The organism is Pseudomonas sp. ICBG1301, assembly GCF_016918385.1.
Lineage (GTDB): Bacteria > Pseudomonadota > Gammaproteobacteria > Pseudomonadales > Pseudomonadaceae > Aquipseudomonas > Aquipseudomonas palleroniana.
In genome coordinates, this window is record NZ_JAEKGB010000013.1 from 1 (window position 1) to 16,262 (window position 16,262).

General features: G+C 61.9%; 16 protein-coding genes and 2 pseudogenes. 4 read left to right on the plus strand and 14 right to left on the minus strand.

Going from position 1 to position 16,262, the window contains the following annotated elements; all coding sequences use genetic code 11:
- Positions 1-140 precede the first annotated feature (140 nt).
- From JBE38_RS24170 to oxdA, 11 genes and pseudogenes are all read right to left on the minus strand, one after another.
- Positions 141-704 carry a TetR/AcrR family transcriptional regulator gene (locus JBE38_RS24170; protein WP_090372384.1) on the minus strand — a complete coding sequence of 188 codons (564 nt, stop codon included), beginning with the start codon at positions 702-704 and terminating at the stop codon, positions 141-143.
- Between the two features lie 22 nt (positions 705-726).
- Entirely contained in the window at positions 727-2,367 is a 1,641-nt protein-coding gene (locus JBE38_RS24175; protein ID WP_205345305.1) for an AMP-binding protein, read from the minus strand.
- A 77-nt stretch (positions 2,368-2,444) separates the two neighbouring features.
- Positions 2,445-2,729, minus strand: a pseudogene (locus JBE38_RS28095) (methyl-accepting chemotaxis protein); the annotation flags it as partial.
- Positions 2,730-3,728: pseudogene (locus JBE38_RS27845) on the minus strand (PAS domain-containing protein); the annotation flags it as partial.
- Between the two features lie 17 nt (positions 3,729-3,745).
- Positions 3,746-4,990 carry a GTP-binding protein gene (locus tag JBE38_RS24185; RefSeq protein WP_090370429.1) on the minus strand — a complete coding sequence of 415 codons (1,245 nt, stop codon included), beginning with the start codon at positions 4,988-4,990 and terminating at the stop codon, positions 3,746-3,748.
- Positions 4,987-5,649: a nitrile hydratase subunit beta gene (gene nthB, locus JBE38_RS24190; protein WP_205345307.1), complete on the minus strand. Its 663-nt coding sequence runs from the start codon at positions 5,647-5,649 to the stop codon at positions 4,987-4,989. Before nthB ends, JBE38_RS24185 begins: the two co-directional genes overlap by 4 nt.
- A 41-nt stretch (positions 5,650-5,690) precedes the next feature.
- On the minus strand, positions 5,691-6,293 hold the full coding sequence (gene nthA, locus JBE38_RS24195) for a nitrile hydratase subunit alpha (protein ID WP_205345308.1): 603 nt from the start codon (positions 6,291-6,293) through the stop codon (positions 5,691-5,693).
- Between the two features lie 77 nt (positions 6,294-6,370).
- Positions 6,371-7,885, minus strand: a complete 1,515-nt coding sequence (locus tag JBE38_RS24200) for an amidase (RefSeq protein WP_090370433.1) — start codon at positions 7,883-7,885, stop codon at positions 6,371-6,373.
- A gap of 234 nt (positions 7,886-8,119) precedes the next feature.
- Positions 8,120-8,644, minus strand: coding sequence for a group I truncated hemoglobin (locus JBE38_RS24205; protein ID WP_060752484.1), 525 nt, complete (start codon positions 8,642-8,644; stop codon positions 8,120-8,122).
- Between the two features lie 123 nt (positions 8,645-8,767).
- The gene (locus JBE38_RS24210; RefSeq protein WP_205345309.1) at positions 8,768-9,634 is read right to left on the minus strand and encodes a transporter; all 867 of its coding nucleotides are present in this window, start codon (positions 9,632-9,634) and stop codon (positions 8,768-8,770) included.
- 87 nt (positions 9,635-9,721) lie between these two features.
- Positions 9,722-10,780, minus strand: a complete 1,059-nt coding sequence (gene oxdA, locus JBE38_RS24215) for an aliphatic aldoxime dehydratase (protein WP_205345310.1) — start codon at positions 10,778-10,780, stop codon at positions 9,722-9,724.
- Between the two features lie 559 nt (positions 10,781-11,339).
- On the opposite strand from oxdA, the gene JBE38_RS24220 reads away from it, so the two are divergent.
- Positions 11,340-12,275 carry an AraC-like ligand-binding domain-containing protein gene (locus tag JBE38_RS24220; protein ID WP_090370440.1) on the plus strand — a complete coding sequence of 312 codons (936 nt, stop codon included), beginning with the start codon at positions 11,340-11,342 and terminating at the stop codon, positions 12,273-12,275.
- A 152-nt stretch (positions 12,276-12,427) separates the two neighbouring features.
- A complete protein-coding gene (locus JBE38_RS24225; protein WP_090370443.1) occupies positions 12,428-12,631 on the plus strand; it encodes a hypothetical protein in 204 nt (67 codons plus the stop codon).
- 15 nt (positions 12,632-12,646) lie between these two features.
- Here the strand turns inward: JBE38_RS24225 and JBE38_RS24230 are convergent, their stop codons facing one another.
- The 3 genes from JBE38_RS24230 to JBE38_RS24240 all read right to left on the minus strand — a co-directional run bounded on the left by JBE38_RS24230 (position 12,647) and on the right by JBE38_RS24240 (position 14,339).
- Positions 12,647-12,892: a hypothetical protein gene (locus tag JBE38_RS24230; RefSeq protein WP_205345311.1), complete on the minus strand. Its 246-nt coding sequence runs from the start codon at positions 12,890-12,892 to the stop codon at positions 12,647-12,649.
- A gap of 74 nt (positions 12,893-12,966) precedes the next feature.
- Entirely contained in the window at positions 12,967-13,260 is a 294-nt protein-coding gene (locus JBE38_RS24235) for a superinfection immunity protein (RefSeq protein WP_126851400.1), read from the minus strand.
- Between the two features lie 131 nt (positions 13,261-13,391).
- Entirely contained in the window at positions 13,392-14,339 is a 948-nt protein-coding gene (locus JBE38_RS24240; protein ID WP_205345312.1) for a helix-turn-helix transcriptional regulator, read from the minus strand.
- Positions 14,340-14,511: 172 nt separating this feature from the next.
- Here JBE38_RS24240 and JBE38_RS24245 point away from each other — a divergent pair, with 172 nt between their 5' ends.
- Together JBE38_RS24245 and JBE38_RS24250 are read left to right on the plus strand one after the other, a co-directional pair.
- The gene (locus JBE38_RS24245; protein WP_060752492.1) at positions 14,512-14,940 is read left to right on the plus strand and encodes a hypothetical protein; all 429 of its coding nucleotides are present in this window, start codon (positions 14,512-14,514) and stop codon (positions 14,938-14,940) included.
- A 3-nt stretch (positions 14,941-14,943) separates the two neighbouring features.
- Positions 14,944-16,260, plus strand: a complete 1,317-nt coding sequence (locus JBE38_RS24250) for a M48 family metallopeptidase (protein WP_162843527.1) — start codon at positions 14,944-14,946, stop codon at positions 16,258-16,260.
- Positions 16,261-16,262: the final 2 nt, after the last annotated feature.

A 16,262-nucleotide genomic window follows, 5' to 3' on the forward strand; every position in this document is an offset into this window, starting at 1 on the left:
GGGACTCTTGGTTCCAGGGCATGATCAGTTACCTCCTGATCATGCGTATTAGCCTGTAAACCATGTCCCCGGTTAGAAATGTAAACGATGTCCCCGGTTTGTACCGGGGCAAGCCCGCTCACTACAACCGAGAACGAGCTTCAGGGCAGCGACTTGATAGCGCGCACTACCGCAACGGCGATGGTCTTCGTAATGATTCTGCGCTGGGAATCTTCAATCATCGGGCTCAACCACGTAGGCAGGCTGTTGAGCATCGGCAAGAGGGTCGTGAGTGCACTGTTGCGCAAGGCGCCGCAGGGTTCAGGGCCTGGCTGTGCGACCAGGCCCAGTATCTTGGCCTCATAGGCTGCTCTGAGTCCTCGCACGCAGTCTTCCATCGGCGCGCTCAGGCAGTTGGCGTCCATGACCGCCAGCTTGAAGTGCGCGCCCATGGTTTCATGCAATTGAAGATGGCCTTCGATGAGTGTCGTCAGGCGTTGCGCAGGCGTCAGTCGTTGCTTGGTGACCAGCTCGACGTGCGCCAGCAACGCCTGATACAGCTCCATCAACCACTCGAACAGCAGCGCTTCCTTGCTCTCCACATGGTGATAGATCGCGCCGGGGCTTATGCCGATGTGCGCGGCCAGTTCACGCATGCTGACCTGGCTGAAACTGCGCTCCTTGAACACCTCCAGCGCCCGGCGCTGAAACTCCGAGCGGCTCAGCACGCCAGCCTCCACCGCCGGGTCATGTGGCGAGTGCCTGCTGCTTGGCGATTTCCTGGTTGCGCAGGATGAATCGCTGCAATTTGCCGCTGGGGGTCTTGGGCAGTTGCTCGACGAATTCGATTTCCCGAGGGTACGCATGCGCGGCCAGGCGCTGTCGGACATGCAGGCGCAGCACCTCAGCCAACTCGGCGCTGGGCAGGTACTCACGGTTCAACACGATAAACGCCATGATCAGCTCTGTACGTTGCGGGTCGGGTTTGCCGATGACGGCAGCCTCAACCACGGCCGGGTGTTCGATGAGAGCACTCTCCACATCAAACGGCCCGACGCGATAGCCCGAGGTGGTGATCACGTCGTCGTTGCGGCCGACGAAGCTGATACTGCCGTCGTCATTGAGCTCAACGATATCGCCGCTCAAGTAATAACGGCCGACAAACGCCTGGGTCGGCATGCCGAAGTATCCATTGAACCAGCACAGGGGCGAGCGCTCGCGGTCCACCGCCAACACGCCAGGCTGGCCGGCCGGCAGTTCCCGGTGCTGATGATCGAGCACGACAATCCGATGGCCCGGCATCGCGTAACCGGCCGAGCCCTCACGAACAGGGTGCTGCAGCCCATGGTGATTGCACAGCACCATGCCGATTTCGGTCTGGCCGTAATGATCATGGATGACCACGCCGGCCTGTTCGGCAAACCAACGGATGACTTGAGGGTTGAGCGGCTCGCCGGCGCTGCTGACCACACGCAGCTGACCCCGCGCAGCGTCGGCGAACTCCGCGCCCGCCGCGATCAGCAGGCGATAGGCCGTAGGCGAGCCGGCCAGGTTGCTGATCGCGTATTTTTTGATGATCCGGCAGGTGGTGTCCACCGAGAAAGCGCCGTCATAGAACAGCGTGGCGTGGCCGCACGCCAAAGGGCCGGTGACCGCGTAATACAAGCCATAGGCCCAACCCGGGTCGGCCAGGTTCCAGAAACGGTCGTCTTCGCGCAGATCGATCGCTTCACGCATGTAGCCCTTGAAGGCCAGGATGGCGCTCAAGGGCACCTCCAGCGGTTTGGCCGGCCCCGTGGTTCCGGAGGTGCACATCAGCAAAAACGGTGCGCTGGCGTCCAGCAATTGCGGTGTGCATTGCGTCGAGTACTGATCCAGCGTACGCCAGAAGTCGTAATCGCTCGGATGCGCCGGGGCACCGTCGGTCACGATGATGGGCGGGCAGTCGCTGACATCATCCAGCTTGGGGCGGTTGAGGGCATCGGTCACGATCCAGCGTGCCTTCGAGCAACCCAACCGCTGCTCGATGGCCTTGGGACCGAAGGCGGTAAAGAGCGGCTGGTAGACCGCGCCGATACGCCAGGTCCCCAGAATGGCGATCAACAATTCAACCGTGCGCGGCATCAGGCCCGAGACACGATCTCCCGGTTGGACGCCTTGCTCGCGCAGGAAATTGCCGAAGCGCGCCGCGTGGTCCTGCAGTTCGCGGAAGGTGTGGCGCGTGGCGCGGCCATCCCGCGTTTCGCAATACAACGCGACGGCATCGCCCTCGGCGTGCCGGTCGCAACATTCGATACAGGCATTCAAGGCATTCAGCTCGCCGTGCAAATCCCGGGCGGCCAATTGTAGAAAGTCGAAAGAGTTCACTGCTGAGGTGTAATCGCGCATAACGCACCCGATTGTTATTGTTGGAATAGGTTGTGTGCCCACGCCTGCCGCGTGGGCTGTTCATCTGATCAGTTGTGCATCATCTCGGCCGCTTGCTGGGTTGCCTGGCTGGTACGGGTGGCGAGTTTGCGTACTTCATCGGCGACCACCGCAAACCCGCGCCCGGCATCGCCGGCGCGCGCCGCCTCGATGGCGGCGTTCAACGCCAACAGGTTGGTCTGGCTGGCAATGCCCTGGATGGTGGCGACAATCTGCGTGAGCTTGTTGAGAGTGTCCTGCATTACCCGATGCTGTTGTGCCTGCGCCTCGCGCATCGTGCTTTCTTCATGGCGGGCGTGGATATCGGTGATCGCGCCGACCACCCGCTGCGGGGAGCCGTCCTGCGCCCGACGTGTTTGCCCGCGGCCACGGAACCAGCGGTAAGTGCCGTTCTGGTGTTTGAGGCGATAGTCCACGTCGAAAGGGGTCTTGCCGCTACGGTCTTCAACATGGGCGACAAACGCTGCAATGGCCCGCGCGCTGTCCTCGGGGTGCAAGCGCGAGGTCCAGCTTTCCAGGGTGTTGGGGAACTCCTCGACGGTGTTGCAGCCCAGCAGCCGGCGCATTTGTGACGACCACCAAATGGTGTTTTTCGGGTTCGCCGGGTCGCCGGCCACCACCTCGATATCCCACAGCCCGTCATGCAGCATCTCCCGGGAAATATCGAAGCGGGTGGCCGCCAGCTCGAGGCCCTCGTGATGCAGGTGCTGCTCGTGAATATCACGCACGCTGCCGCCGATGGCCAGCGCCATGCCTTGTGCATCACGTCGCGCCACTCCGCTGACCCGGCACCAGCGATAGTCGCCGTCGCCGACAGGCTTCATGCGTACGTCCAACGCAAACGGCGTGCGCCCACTGCGATCGGCCAGGTGCCGGGTGAGCGCATCCAGATGCACTGGCTGGTCTGCCGGGTGCAACTGGTCGCTCCATCGGCTCAGTTGGTCAACCCCCTGCACCTGGACCGACGTCGGTCCCGCCCACTGCATGGCAGAGGTCGGCGCGGGGGCCGGGGTGCCCTGCAGTTCCAGGGCCCAGAACAGTTCATCCGCGCCTTGGCTGACCAGGTCCCAGTACGCCTCATGTTGGCGCGTCTGTTGGTTACGATCGGCCAGGTGTGCTTCCAATTGGGCGACTTGCGCAGCCAGCGCACGTGCCTGTGCCTTCAGGGTTTGCCGCTCCTGCAGCAGGTGGTCGACGCCGGTCAGCAGGCGGCGCAGTAATGGGTTGTTCGACGACACGGGCGCGCTGGCCTGGTCAGGTTGCTCCAACCTGTCGGCGAGCGGCGCCAAGACCCAGCGGGCGGTGCGGCTGAAAAAAAGCATAAACACCTCTAGCTCGGTTAAATGGAAGCCGTCGGGCTGGCCGACAAGGCACGGGTGTCAAAGGTCGTCGCCCCCGGCAGGGCGGGCCAGGCCGCCGGGCCCGCGGCGATTTCCTCGGGGCTGAGCAGGCAATGGTCGAGTTCGCGCTGCAACGCCTGGGTATCGAGGTCCTGGCCGATAAAGACCAGCTCCTGCCGACAGTCGCCGACCACGCCGTCCCACTTGGCCATGATGCCTTGCAAGCGGTATTCGTCCTTTGGCCATTGCGACGGCGCTATGAAGCTCCACCAGTGCCCCACATAGTCCCACTGGAACTGCTTGCCGCTGTGTACCAGCAAGCCGGTTTCCAGGTGTCGGCTGGCAAGCCAGAAGTAACCTTTGCTGCGCAACAGACGCCCGTTGCTCCAGGGACGCTTGAGAAAGTCGAGCAAGCGCTGGGGGTGAAACGGTGCGCGCTCGCGGTACACCCAGGAGGTCACGCCGTAGGTGTCCGACTCGGACGCCGTTGCGCTGTCAGGCTCCAGCTTGCGCATCCAGCCCGGCGCTGCCGCAAGGCTGGGTAAATCGAACAGACGGGTATCGAGGATGCTGGCCAACCTGACGTTGCCCTGGGTCATCGGCAGGATCCGCGCGGTCGGGTTGAGGCCCGCAAGGATTGCCCGCACGGCCTGGTAAGCCGGCTCGTCGATCAGGTCCAGCTTGTTGACGAGGATCACGTTGGCGTACTCCACCTGCTCAATCAGCAGGTCCGCCAGCGGGCGTCTGGGCGCGTCTGCCTGGGCGTCGTCGCGGGCGACGCTGTCCGGTGACTCCAGCAATGCTTGAAAACGGCTGCCGTCGACCACCGTCACCAAGGTATCGAGCCGCGCCAATTCGCTGAGGCTGAAGCCCTCGGCGTCAAGGAAGGCGAACGTCTCCGCGACCGGCATCGGCTCCGAGATCCCGGTGGACTCGATAAGCAGGTAATCGAAGCGCTGTTGACGCGCCAGCGCGCTGATCTGTTCGAGCAGATCGGCGCGCAGCGTGCAGCAGATACAGCCATTGCTCATCTCGATCAACTCATCGCGGCCACGGTGCAGCGACACATCGCGCTGCACCTCTGCGGCATCGATGTTGATCTCGCTCATGTCGTTGACGATGACCGCGACTCTCAGGCCCTCGCGGTTGCGCAGGATGTGGTTGAGCAGGGTGGTCTTGCCGGCGCCGAGGAAGCCGGAAAGCACGGTCACCGGCAGTCGGCCCGCCTGGGCGCCGTCCATCACAGGTTCACCGCTGGACGGCCCTCGGCCGGGTCCAGGTAGCTTTCGAACAGGTCGACCACCACGAAACCTTCATCTGCCGCGTCGCCCCACAGGTCTTTGCTGTGGAACTCGACGTGGTAGGTCGGCTGATGTGCCGCGCTGGTATCGCCGTGACCGATGGCATCCGGGAAAGGCCATTTTTCCGAGGTGCGATGCAACACCACGCCCTGCTTGCCGCGTACGTAGGCCGGCATGCGGATATGCCCCGCCACATATTCGTCGCGCACCACCACCCGATCGCCGACCTCAAACGGTGCTCGCCCGGTGATCGCCGCACGGCCTTCTGCATGCGCCGGGTTCGCCAGCTTGAAGTGGCTACCCAGCGCCTGGTCGAGTTCGGCCTGGGTGAGCACGCCGGTTTCGACCAGCAGGGTAGCGGTCGCGATGACATAGCGTTCGTAGTACTGGGTGCCGACATGTTGGCGAACATCCAGGCGTTCGACAGCGTGACGCACTTCGTCCACGCTGAACTTCTTCAACTGATCGACACCGATAAACATCAAGCTGTAGGCCAGGTGCTCCCAGTCCTGCTTGAAGACCTTTTTGTAGTCCAGGCTATTGATGGTGTGAGGGACTTTGCCAAAGCCTTGGAAACCGCCGAGATCGTGGAAACCATCCATAATTGAAACTCCGGTAATTGAACGATGGGGCGTTGTTTGTCTCAATCAACGCGGGGCAGGGCGACGCCGATCAGCACGTCTTTGGTCACCAGGGCCTGAAGCTGCTCCTCGCTCATGTGCTCGGTGCCTTCGGGCCGTACCGGCAGCACCAGGTAGCGGCTTTCGGCGCTGGTGTCCCAGACCTTGACCACCATGTCGCTCGGCAGCTCGGTGCCCAGCTCTCGCAGGACGGTGCGGCCCTCTCGGACCAGGCGCGCGCGGAACTCGAAGCCCTTGTACCACTCAGGCGGCAGGCCGAGCACAGGCCAGTTGGTGCAGGAACACAGGCTGCAGACAATCACGTTTTTCAGCTGGGGCGTGTCTTCCAGGGCGACGATGTATTCGCCCTGCGGGCCGGTGTAGCCAAACTGGGCGCAGGCGGCGGTGCCGTCCTTGAGCAACAGCGCCCGGAACTGCGGATCGACCCAGGCCTTGGCGACCACGCGGGCACCGTTTTCCGGGCTCCAGCCGTGCTCCATCAGTTGCGTGAGCTGCTCGACGTAACCCTGTGGGATGAGCTCCTTGCTCTTGAGGACTTGAAACAATGCCCAGGCTCGTTCGCCGGGTGTCGAGGTGCTCGCGGAGGTGGGCGTAGATGAACTCATCGAGGTATCTCCTATCAGTCAATGCGGTGGTGGAGTGGTTGAAACGTGTCGTTCTTATTGTTTTGCAGGGTTGAAACTCAGAGCGTGCGCCAGTCCACCGCGGCTTCGAACGCCGCCGCCGCCTGGTAGATGGTGCCTTCGGCGTAGTGCCTGGCGATCAGCATCAAGCCGACGGGCATGCCGTCCACCGAGCCGCACGGAATCGACATGGCGGGATGCCCGGTGATGTCCTGAGGCGCGGTGTTGCCGATCATTTCCAGGGCGCGCGCCACGTATTCGGTTATCGAGCAGTGCGCTGGCGGGTGCGGTTGGGCCGTGATGGGAGTGGTCGGCATCACCAGCAGGTCATAGGACTGCAATGCCTTGTCATAGCCTTGCCGGGCAAAGCGCGCCAGGTTCTGGGCCTTGGCGTAGTAACGCCCGTTGTAGTGCGTCAGGCCGTATTGACCGACGAACATGCAGAGCTTGAGAGACGCGGACAATTGGTCGGCCTGTTCGCGCCAGCCGGCTTGTTTGTCCAGCAGGCCGATGTCGTACAGGCCTTTCCAGTTAAAGCCGGCGCCGTTGCCATGCATCATCTGCATGGTCAGACCTTCGCAGCCGATGGGGTGCCACAGCGATCCCGCCAGGTTGTGTTCGGGAATGGACACCGGCTCGACCTGCGCGCCCAAGGCCTCGAGATGGGCGATGGCCTCGCGCACCTTGTCCGCCACACGCGGGTCTTGATTGGCCAGCGCGAACCCTTCCTGCACCACGCCGATTCTGAGACCGCTCACGCCCCGCCCCAGGTAGCTGCCATAGTCATCGACCTGCGGCGCTGCCTGGCGTGGGTCGAGGCCATCGGAACCGGCCATGGCCTGCAGCATCAGCGCGTTGTCGCGCACGTTGGCGGTAATCGGGCCGACGTGATCGATGGTCGCTTCAATCGCCATGATGCCGGTGTAGGGCACCAGGCCATGGGTTGGCTTCATCCCGTAGGTTCCGCAGAAAGCCGACGGGATGCGGATGGAACCGCCTTGGTCGCCGCCCACGGCGATGTCCACCTCGCCGGCGGCGACCAAGGCAGCGCTGCCCGATGAGGAACCGCCAGCGGCGTAACCGTGACGATGAGGGTTGTGCACCGGGGCTGGGTCAGAGGTGTGGCTGCCCCCCGAGAGGCAGTAGTGCTCGCAGGTGGCTTTGCCGAGGATGGTCGCGCCGGCATCGAGCAAACGCGTGACCACGGTGGCGTCGAACGAAGGTACAAACCCCTCCAATGGCGCGGCGCCGTTCATCATCGGGACGCCGGCCAGGGCGATGTTGTCTTTGAGAGCGACGGTCTTGCCCGCCAGCGTGCCTGAACTGGCGCCCATCACCTCCGTCTTGTAGTACCAGGCGTTAAGCGTGTTTTCAGTGTTCGAGGGGCGGTAACCCGCGCTGCGCTCGTAGCGCACCAGCGGTGTGAAATCGGGCAGATCATCGACCAGGTCGTACGCATCGAAACTGGGTTGCATGAGCGCCAGATATTCGCTGGCTTGTTCGCGTGTCAGCTGTATATGCAGGCTGGTGGCGAGGTCCTGCAGTTGTTCGACAGTCGGGCGGATGATGGCCATGAGACGTCCTGTTTCCTGAAGTGGGCTGGCAAATGTCTGTGCACATGTCTCGCGGCGAGGTCCTGCAAAGGTGTCCGCGTGACTGGGGTCTGTGACTAAGCTATCTCTGGTGATCGAACGGCGCTTGGTTGAGCAAGACAGCCATTTGGTTGAAAGGGACGGGTGTGTCCCGTGAGCTTCAGCTGCCAGGGCGAACCCCGGCAGCAGGGCGTATGCCCTGAAGATCCAAACGGCTTATTTCTGGGGATCAGGCGTTGCGTCTTGCGCAGATGACTTCTCGTGTTTGGGCCAGATAACGCCGACGCTTTTCATGCCCTTGGCGGGGTCCATTTCAGGGTGGGCGAGTACGACGTCCCGATAGGAGGGGCTACCTATCACCGCCGGCTTGAACTTGATGAGAAAGTCATTGACCTCTTTGCGCAGGTTCGCCGCCAGGTCGTAGTCGTTGTAGCACTCCTCGAGACAATCGAGCACGGCTTGCCAGTGCACTTCGGTAAGCCCCATGCCCCGATGCGCGGTGACCATGTCTCGCCCCCGGTATTTGGCGCTGCCTCCCCAGTGCTCGGAGAGGAAATCGACAAAGTTGATGTGTTCCTTCTGGAACGTTGATTCGGACATATGCGCCCAGATGTGCCCGATGGCGGGGTGGCCCATTGTTTTTCTCAACACGGCGCCGGCGAACTGATAGATAACGTCGTAGCCCCCGAGGCGCGTGTAGAGGGAGGGCTGTTGTTCCAGGGCGGGTTGTTGGTCGGTCATGTGTGATTTCTCCGTTTCAGTGGGGACAATCTCATTGGCTACGGCTGGCGGGTTCACGTTAGATCTGCTCTCGCGCACACGCTTGGCTGGTGAAGACAACCGTTTGATCCAGGCGGACAGGGGTCAGAAAACCCGTGCGTAACGCAGGTTCATGCGAAAGTTTTCCTTTGGCCCGTTCTCCACGGACAGGTCGCGGCCCAGTTGCAGCTGAAGCTGGTCCTTGGCGGTGACGAACTTGGTGGCGGTGACGCGAAAGTTGGTGGTCTGCATCTTGTCGTCCTGGTTGACACCCGCGACCTGGGTTTCGCCGCCCCAGTTGTGGCCAAAGCCAATGGCCAGCGCGGTGGTCGGGTCAGGCATGTAGCGGCCCATCAACTGGGTTTCGTAGGAAACGTCCTGCTCCCTGCGGGCGGAGTTGGCGCCGAAGTCGTTGTTGTCGCCATACCAAATGGCATCGCCTACGAGGTCGACGGCCCACTTTTCCGAGAAGTGCTTGATGTAGGCCGCCTGGAGGTCAACCTTCCAGCGGTTCTCGCCCAGGTTGAGCGCGTCGTTCTTGTCGTAGTTGCCGCTAGGCACATAGAGGTAAGCGGTGGCGCCGAGGACGTCTTTGGCATCGTTTAGCGTGTATTTGAGCGGCGCGGTGAGAATGAGGTCGCCCACGCCACTGGTGTTGCCCAAGGCGGAAGCGTCACCGCCGCTTGAGACATGGCCGAAGGGCAACAGGAGTTGTGGCGAGACGGTGAGTCGCTCGCTCAGCTGGTAGACGTGCAGCAGTCGCAGAATGCCGACGTCGGAAGTCAGGTTGAAATCGGAACTGATTTTGTGGCCTTGGGCGTAGGCACTCTTCGTGGTGGAGTGCTGGTAGTAGAGCAGGCCAAGCGTTGCATCAGCGGGTAACTGCTCGTAGTCGCCAGGGGCTACCTCGACCGCGTGGGCGCAAAGGCTGGGGAGGAGGGCTGCAAGCGACAGGTAACGAAACTGTTTCATGGTCGAGGATCCTTTTTGCGGGCAAAAAGAGCCCCGCTATCGCCAGTCAGGCAAAGCGCAGGGCTAAAAGTGGAGTCAGGGCTGGCGTCAGGCGGGCGATACTTGCGCGTCGCGCAACATGCCGGTCTGCGGATGGCAGTTGATGTACTCGAAGATCTGGCTCTTGGCGTCCGATACCGATACTTCGTGGTACAGCCGCAACTTCTTCAAGCCCGCGGCCACGCGAAAGAAGGTCACGAAAATACGCAGGTGGGTCGGGTGGGATTCGGCCCAGCGTTCGAGTTTCTCCACCGAGCGCCAGTGACCGATGTTGTAGCTGACGTCGAGAAAGTTGCCGTCCAGGTCGATATTGCGCACGAACCGGTTGCTGTAGCAGCCCAGCGGTTGGCCGTTGTCGCGCAGGAAGTCCATGCCGTCCTGCAAGGTCGGCAGGATTTCGTCGAGGTACAGCGAGCGCTCTTCAGCCTCGGCATCCGCCCAGTCCTGGCCGGAGCGGATCAGCGTGAGGTTGTCATGCCCCAGCACCACCACGCGCCCACCTTGGGCCGGGTCACCGGCGATCACTTGCAGCTCGCTCGTCGGCTTCATCCAGTCCGTCTGCGAGATCGGGAAGCGGTCGCGCATCGAACCCCAGTAACCGTGCTCTTCGATTTCGCCACTGATGTTATCCATGACCGCGCCGACACCGGGCAGGTTGTCCTGGAAGGCGTACAGCGTCTCGAATTGCTCGGCGCGTGGTGCGCTGATTTCGCGAAAATAGCCAAGGCCGTCGTTGAGCCTGTCCTCTGATGCCCACCAGTCGTTGACCGGTGCCGAGCGCAGCCAGCGGCAGTGAGCCGCCGGGTCCTTCCAGTAGCCGACCACAATCAGGTTATCGAAGCCGCTGTTGTCGGTGTGGTGGGTCAAGTCATGGGTCTGCGGACCATCGGCCAGGCTGAAACTTTCGACGATATGACGCATCGCCTGCAGCGCGGCTGCGCGCTGCGCTTCGCCGCGATACTGCACGCCGAAGTAAGCCATCACCACCTGTTCCAAATGCTCGTCGGCGCGTGCCACCCACATTGCAAAGGGCGGCTGGTACTCATCGGGCACGCGGCGAGACAGGGTGCGTGGGCATTTGAGATGTGTGTCGATTGCAGATTCCATGTTGGGCTCCTCGTTATTTTGGTTCAGGCCTACGGTTGGGCATCAGTACTTGGGCGGCTGGCCGCGCTTGGCGGTCTGTCGTCGGTGCAGCAGCTTCATCGCCCCCCACTCGATCAACCAATACGCCGACTCTTCAGGCACGAGGTCGCGCCTCTGCAGGAGCCAGGAGGTGTCAGCCAAGGGGGGTGAACAGGGTCGATGCATGGCGAGCCTCATCAGCGGGGGTTGAGTTGCTGTGAGGTGGAAATTAGGCGTGACGACGCGCAGCCGCTTGGTTCGTCGAGACAACCGTTTGGTTGGAAAAGACAGCGTAAGCAGGCGCGCGCGGGCATGATCGAGGTTGGTGCACCACCGCTGTAAACACACGGGGCCGTGCCTCTTAATGGGTAGGGCGAGGTCGTCACCCGGCATACGGGCGGGGGGAGACAATGTCGGTGACAGACGCATGTCGATCACTCACCTGCGCCCGTGAAGGCGCCTGGCCTGTTAATTGCTAGCGCTGAAAAGCCGGTAACACCTTTTCCAGCTCTTACTGCATTGCTGTACCGAGGTCAGTGTCATGAATCCAAGCACTCAGTATTCGACCCTCGCTGTCGCCGCACCCCGTCGCTTTGAATACTGGAAAGAAGTGGTCTGTCGCCATTGCCTGGCGGCCGACAGCAAACCCCTGTCCCAGAGCAGTTTCGATGGCGCGCTCGCGGTCAATGCGTTAGGCGCTCTGGACATCTGTTCGCTGTCATCGCCACTGCATTACTGGGAGCGTTCCGAGCAGCATCTGCGCAGCGGTCCGGCCGACGATTTATGGTTGGGGTTTGCCCGAAACGGTCATGGCCAGATTGAACAGGGCGGCAGGAAAGCCAGCCTGGCAACCGGTAATTTGTTTCTTTATGACGCAACGCAAGCGTTCCGATTCAGCCTCGGTGGTACCGAAAACCACCTGGTGCGCATCCCGCGAGCCCTGCTCAGTGAACGCCTGCCGCGTATTGCGGATTACACTGCGATGGTCCTCGATGATCGACGGCCTGGCGTGATCCCCTTGCGTGAAATGCTGCGCCACGCGGCCAATACGCCTGCTGCATTCCAGGATGAAGGCATCTCCAGTCGTTATTCAGAAGCGTTGCTCGACCTGCTGGTGATCAGCCTGGAACTTCAGGACCTGAAGGCCGTTCACCAGGAACTGGACCTCTACGGCCGCATCATGCAGTACATCCAACGCCATCTGGCCGAGCCGGACCTGTCGATCGAGGCCATCGCCCAAGCCCACAATGTATCTACCCGCACCGTCACGCGTGCCTTTGCGCGCTACCAGAAAACCCCAGCGGCGGAGATCTGGAGAGAACGGCTGAATGCCAGCCGGGAAGCGATCGAGCGTGGCCAGGTGCGCAGTGTCTCGCAGGCCGCGCTGGACTTCGGGTTTTCTGACTTCTCGCATTTCAGCCATGCGTTTCGCAAGGAGTTCGGCGTCGCGCCCAACACGCTTTTGCAGCGAAATTGAGAGGGTGTGCCATTTGAAAACACCGAGCGCAACCTGCGCGGTATCGATATCGATAATGGCCTCGCGCCACCGTTGGTCGGATCTCCCCTCGCACTACTGAACGATTTTTGAAGGGCACCGCTCTATCTGCGCGGACATAATCAGGTGCTCACATGCAACATCCAATGCGGCGTTCCGCTGTGCAAAGCTGGGCTGAAATGTATGCCCAGGCCGTAAACCACGAGGATATTGAGGATCAATATTTCAAGTTGCTGAGCAAGGCCGACGATATGGAGAGCACCGGCCTCATCAATGGGAGAGAGTGGAGGAAGCTTGTTCGCCGAGCCGGCGAATATCTCGCCAGCACTGCAGAATAAGTCGATAGGGGAGCGCTAGCCGGCGCTCCTGTTCCTGGACATATCAACCTCAAACGTTATCTCGTCAGCGAGTTGCTGAACGCTCGAGCTGTCTGCCAGCTTGGCGAGGTTGATACCCGTCGTGCAAAACATCGATTCATCTTCTGGCTGCCTGACAAAAACGGTGGCCGTCCAGCCGTTGATCAGCACGCAATCCACCGTATGCCCCGGCAGACTCCGCTCCAGACCCTCAGTCAACGATATTTTCTTCCAGCTGTGCATGATGACGTACTAGCGTAAGTAGTGATGCACGATTGACCCGTGCGCGTGCAAAAAGTGCCAATAGGCCATCACTTTCAATCTTTGCGCTTGAGTACATTGGCCTCCTGCTCATGCAGTTCGGCAAGCGCCCAACGATAGGCCTTGACCCAACCGAATACGGTCCACCCCGCGAGGAGATTGATCTTGAGCAAGGCACGCGGAGGGTTCGGATGGAGGAGGGCGACGCAGATCGATGGGTACATGTAGAGCAAAACGGCGCTGAGATAAAACAGGAAACTGGCCGCCAAGGCGATCGCCGTGTCACCCGTACAGATCAGAGAGCTGACGGCGCAGGTTGGGACAAGTACTGCCAGGCCAAATACCCTCATCGCCAGCTCTCCAGGCCAGCCGCTTTGGATCGCGGCTTTGAGAGCAGTGATATCACAATGCCTTGTCCTTGAACAGGCAAGCGCAAAAAATGGTCAGGCCACGATTTTCAAGGGCTCAGGCGCAGCAGGCATCAGGATTCAGCCCCCGGCGGATGGCCGAAATACGCTTTATAGGCATGGCTGAAGTTGGCCGGGTTGGCATAGCCCACGCGGTGGGCAATCTGCGCCACGTGCCATTTGCGCTGACGCAGCAGGGTGCGCGCCAGTTCCAGGCGCTGGTGGCGCACGTAATCGAGCATCGACTGGCCATACACGCGGTTGAAGGCCCGTCTCAGGGTGGTTTCGCCCACACCCAACTGCCGTGCCAGCGCCTGGGTGCCGGGCAGGTTCATCAGGTTGGCGTCGAGGTGAAAGCGTGCTTCGTGTGCCAGGTCCGAATGGCTGCGCAGCGTGGCCGCAGGCTCGACCGGCGGCGCAGACAGATGCGCGGCCAGTTCGACCAGCACGGCCAGGCTCAGGCTTTCCTGGTTCAGCCGCTCCAGCGTGCCCTCGTAAGGCGAGTGATAAAGCCGCTCGAGCAAGCGCCCAACGGCGTGGCAGCCGTTCAGCTCTGAAAAGTGCATCCCATCACCGAGCAGCGTGGACAACGGTTGCAGTGCCGGGTCTTCTTCGGCCATCTCGCGCAGGTAGTCGCCACCGATGCGCAGCCCGGCCATGCGTGCACGGCTGCCTGCGGGCATCTGGTCCATGGCTTCCATGCTTTCGCTCAAGCCCAGCACATGGGGTGCGCCGGGCGTGTAGTGGTTCAGCACGCCGTCCACCCGATGCTGCCACTGCCCACCCAGCACTTGCACGATGCACACGCTGTCGGGCAGCACTTTATGGATGCTCAACGGCTCGGGGAACAGCAAGTCACAGTCGAAATACTGCAAGTACGGCTGCACCGTCTGCGCACGGTAATGCCCGATTGCGCTGCCCATGACCTGCCGCGCACTGTCATCGAATACGCCGGCCTGGGCCAGGGCTTCTGGATGATCAAAGCAGAATTGGGTATCGAGATACGGGTTGCGGCGGTCCATTGGATAAAGCGTCCGTCAGAGCTGGTTGGCAGCGTTGCATGATACCGACATCGGGCAACCGGATCAGTTGTTGTGAACCACGGCCTAATTGTTGTGCGCAGCGGCCGACCTGCTTGGCAGACCCCCGCGTGTTGATTTCAATGATCGGCTTTGAAACTTTGAGGAAGCGGATATGTTGATTTATCGCAAGTGGGCGGCCCTGCTGGGCCTGGTGTTGGCCGTGATGGCGGGGCTTGCCCACGCTGACAATCGCCCGGAAGTCGCGGAGAAAGTGCTGGCCTATGCCGGCGCGGGCGGTGTGAAGGTCTGGACCCTGCGCATCGGTGCGCGCAGTGACAACCAGGCGTTGGTGCAGGTGGAGGGCGTGGATCACGACTGGAACCTGAAGATCCAGAAAATGACCGTGGAGAAGACCGCCAAGGACACCCGCTACTCCACTCGCGTGGACGGCCAGAAATTCGTGGTGCTGGTGCTGCAACAAAGCTGGGGTGAGCTGTACTTGCCCGGCGAAGCCCAAGCGCTGAGCATTGGCTATGACGAGTCGCTGTCCAGCCAAGGCAATGCGCAGGCGTTCCTGACCGATTATCTGCAGGCCAACTGAGCCATGGGCCGATTCGGACGCGGGTCATGGGCGCTGATGCTGCTGTTGTTACCGCTGGCGCTGATGGGCTGGGCCAGTGTGCAGGGCTGGCGCGCCGATGAGGTGCTGCGAGAGGCGCAGGTCATCGACCCCGTCTGGATCCGTGTACGTCAGGCCCTGGCGGCGCTGGCGTACTGGCTGGCCCTTGCCGCGCTGGTGGCGGGGCCCGCGACGTGGCTCAAGCTGCGGCTGGACGCCTGGCGCGCGCGGCAATCCAGGGACTTTCTCTACGACCGCCTGCTCCTCTGCTGGCGTGCCCTGGGGCATTGGCTGGTGGCCTACACCGCGCTGCTGGTCGGCGCGCTGGCGCTGAGCCTGGCGTATGAACTGAGCTGGGGCTGGAGCCATTTCAAGGCTGGCGGCTGGTTCATGCTGCTGGTGGCGGTGCCGGTGCTTGGCGTGCTGTGGGCGGGGTGCCTGCTGATCAAGCGGCTGCGCCAGCAATGGCATGTGCTGGAGCGCCCGTCCTCGGCATTTCTGGGGCAACCCCTGGGGCGCGACAAGGCCCCGGCCTTATGGGCGTGGATTGCGCAACTGGCGCATGCCGCCGGCGCGCCGGTGCCCGACCATATCGTAGTGGGCATCGACCAATCGTTTTTCGTGACCAGCGTCGATGTGGCGCTGCAACCGGCCGGCGAGCGGCTCACCGGACGTACTCTTTACCTGCCATTGACCTACCTTTCGACCCTGAGCCAGGCCGAGACGGCGTCGATCATCGGCCATGAACTGGGCCATTTCAGCAGTCGCGACACCGAGCGCGGCAGCGCAATCGGCGCGCAGTTCAGCCTGATGTGCCGGCACTTTTCCTCTCTCAGTGCTGAGGCGGCCGACCCTGCGTGGATCGAGCGCCCGGCACTCTGGATGACGCAGCGTTTCCTGCACCACTGGCACCTGGCGGTGCATCACTGGGGCCGTGCTCAGGAACTGGTCGCGGATCGAGTCGGCGGCAACATCGCCGGTGAGCGGCTGTTCTGCCAGGCGCTGCTACGCGTGATTGCGCTGGACACTGAAATCAACCGGCTGCTCGCCGAACACCACCCCAACCTGATCCAGGCCCTGGCCGACCACCTGCGCCACACCCCGTTGCGCTTGAACGACGCGGTGCTGGATCACGCCATCGCACACCCTTTTGATACGCACCCGCCAACGGTATTGCGCCTGCAGCAACTGGGCATGGTGCTGGATGACGCGCTGCTGGCCCAGGCCACCCGAGTGCCCACCGAACACGACCGCCACTGGTTCAGTGAACTCACCCGTATAACAAACCCTCAAGGAGAATGATC

Excerpts from the sequence above, each read along its gene's own strand:
- JBE38_RS24240 (WP_205345312.1), bottom strand. The coding sequence starts at position 14,339 with ATGGACCGCCGCAACCCGTATCTCGATACCCAATTCTGCTTTGATCAT.
- JBE38_RS24175 (WP_205345305.1), bottom strand. The coding sequence starts at position 2,367 with ATGCGCGATTACACCTCAGCAGTGAACTCTTTCGACTTTCTACAATTG.
- JBE38_RS24230 (WP_205345311.1), bottom strand. The coding sequence starts at position 12,892 with ATGCACAGCTGGAAGAAAATATCGTTGACTGAGGGTCTGGAGCGGAGT.
- JBE38_RS24250 (WP_162843527.1), top strand. The coding sequence starts at position 14,944 with ATGGGCCGATTCGGACGCGGGTCATGGGCGCTGATGCTGCTGTTGTTA.
- JBE38_RS24235 (WP_126851400.1), bottom strand. The coding sequence starts at position 13,260 with ATGAGGGTATTTGGCCTGGCAGTACTTGTCCCAACCTGCGCCGTCAGC.
- JBE38_RS24220 (WP_090370440.1), top strand. The coding sequence starts at position 11,340 with ATGAATCCAAGCACTCAGTATTCGACCCTCGCTGTCGCCGCACCCCGT.
- JBE38_RS24205 (WP_060752484.1), bottom strand. The coding sequence starts at position 8,644 with ATGACCGACCAACAACCCGCCCTGGAACAACAGCCCTCCCTCTACACG.
- JBE38_RS24210 (WP_205345309.1), bottom strand. The coding sequence starts at position 9,634 with ATGAAACAGTTTCGTTACCTGTCGCTTGCAGCCCTCCTCCCCAGCCTT.
- JBE38_RS24200 (WP_090370433.1), bottom strand. The coding sequence starts at position 7,885 with ATGGCCATCATCCGCCCGACTGTCGAACAACTGCAGGACCTCGCCACC.
- JBE38_RS24245 (WP_060752492.1), top strand. The coding sequence starts at position 14,512 with ATGTTGATTTATCGCAAGTGGGCGGCCCTGCTGGGCCTGGTGTTGGCC.
- nthB (WP_205345307.1), bottom strand. The coding sequence starts at position 5,649 with ATGGATGGTTTCCACGATCTCGGCGGTTTCCAAGGCTTTGGCAAAGTC.
- oxdA (WP_205345310.1), bottom strand. The coding sequence starts at position 10,780 with ATGGAATCTGCAATCGACACACATCTCAAATGCCCACGCACCCTGTCT.
- JBE38_RS24225 (WP_090370443.1), top strand. The coding sequence starts at position 12,428 with ATGCAACATCCAATGCGGCGTTCCGCTGTGCAAAGCTGGGCTGAAATG.
- nthA (WP_205345308.1), bottom strand. The coding sequence starts at position 6,293 with ATGAGTTCATCTACGCCCACCTCCGCGAGCACCTCGACACCCGGCGAA.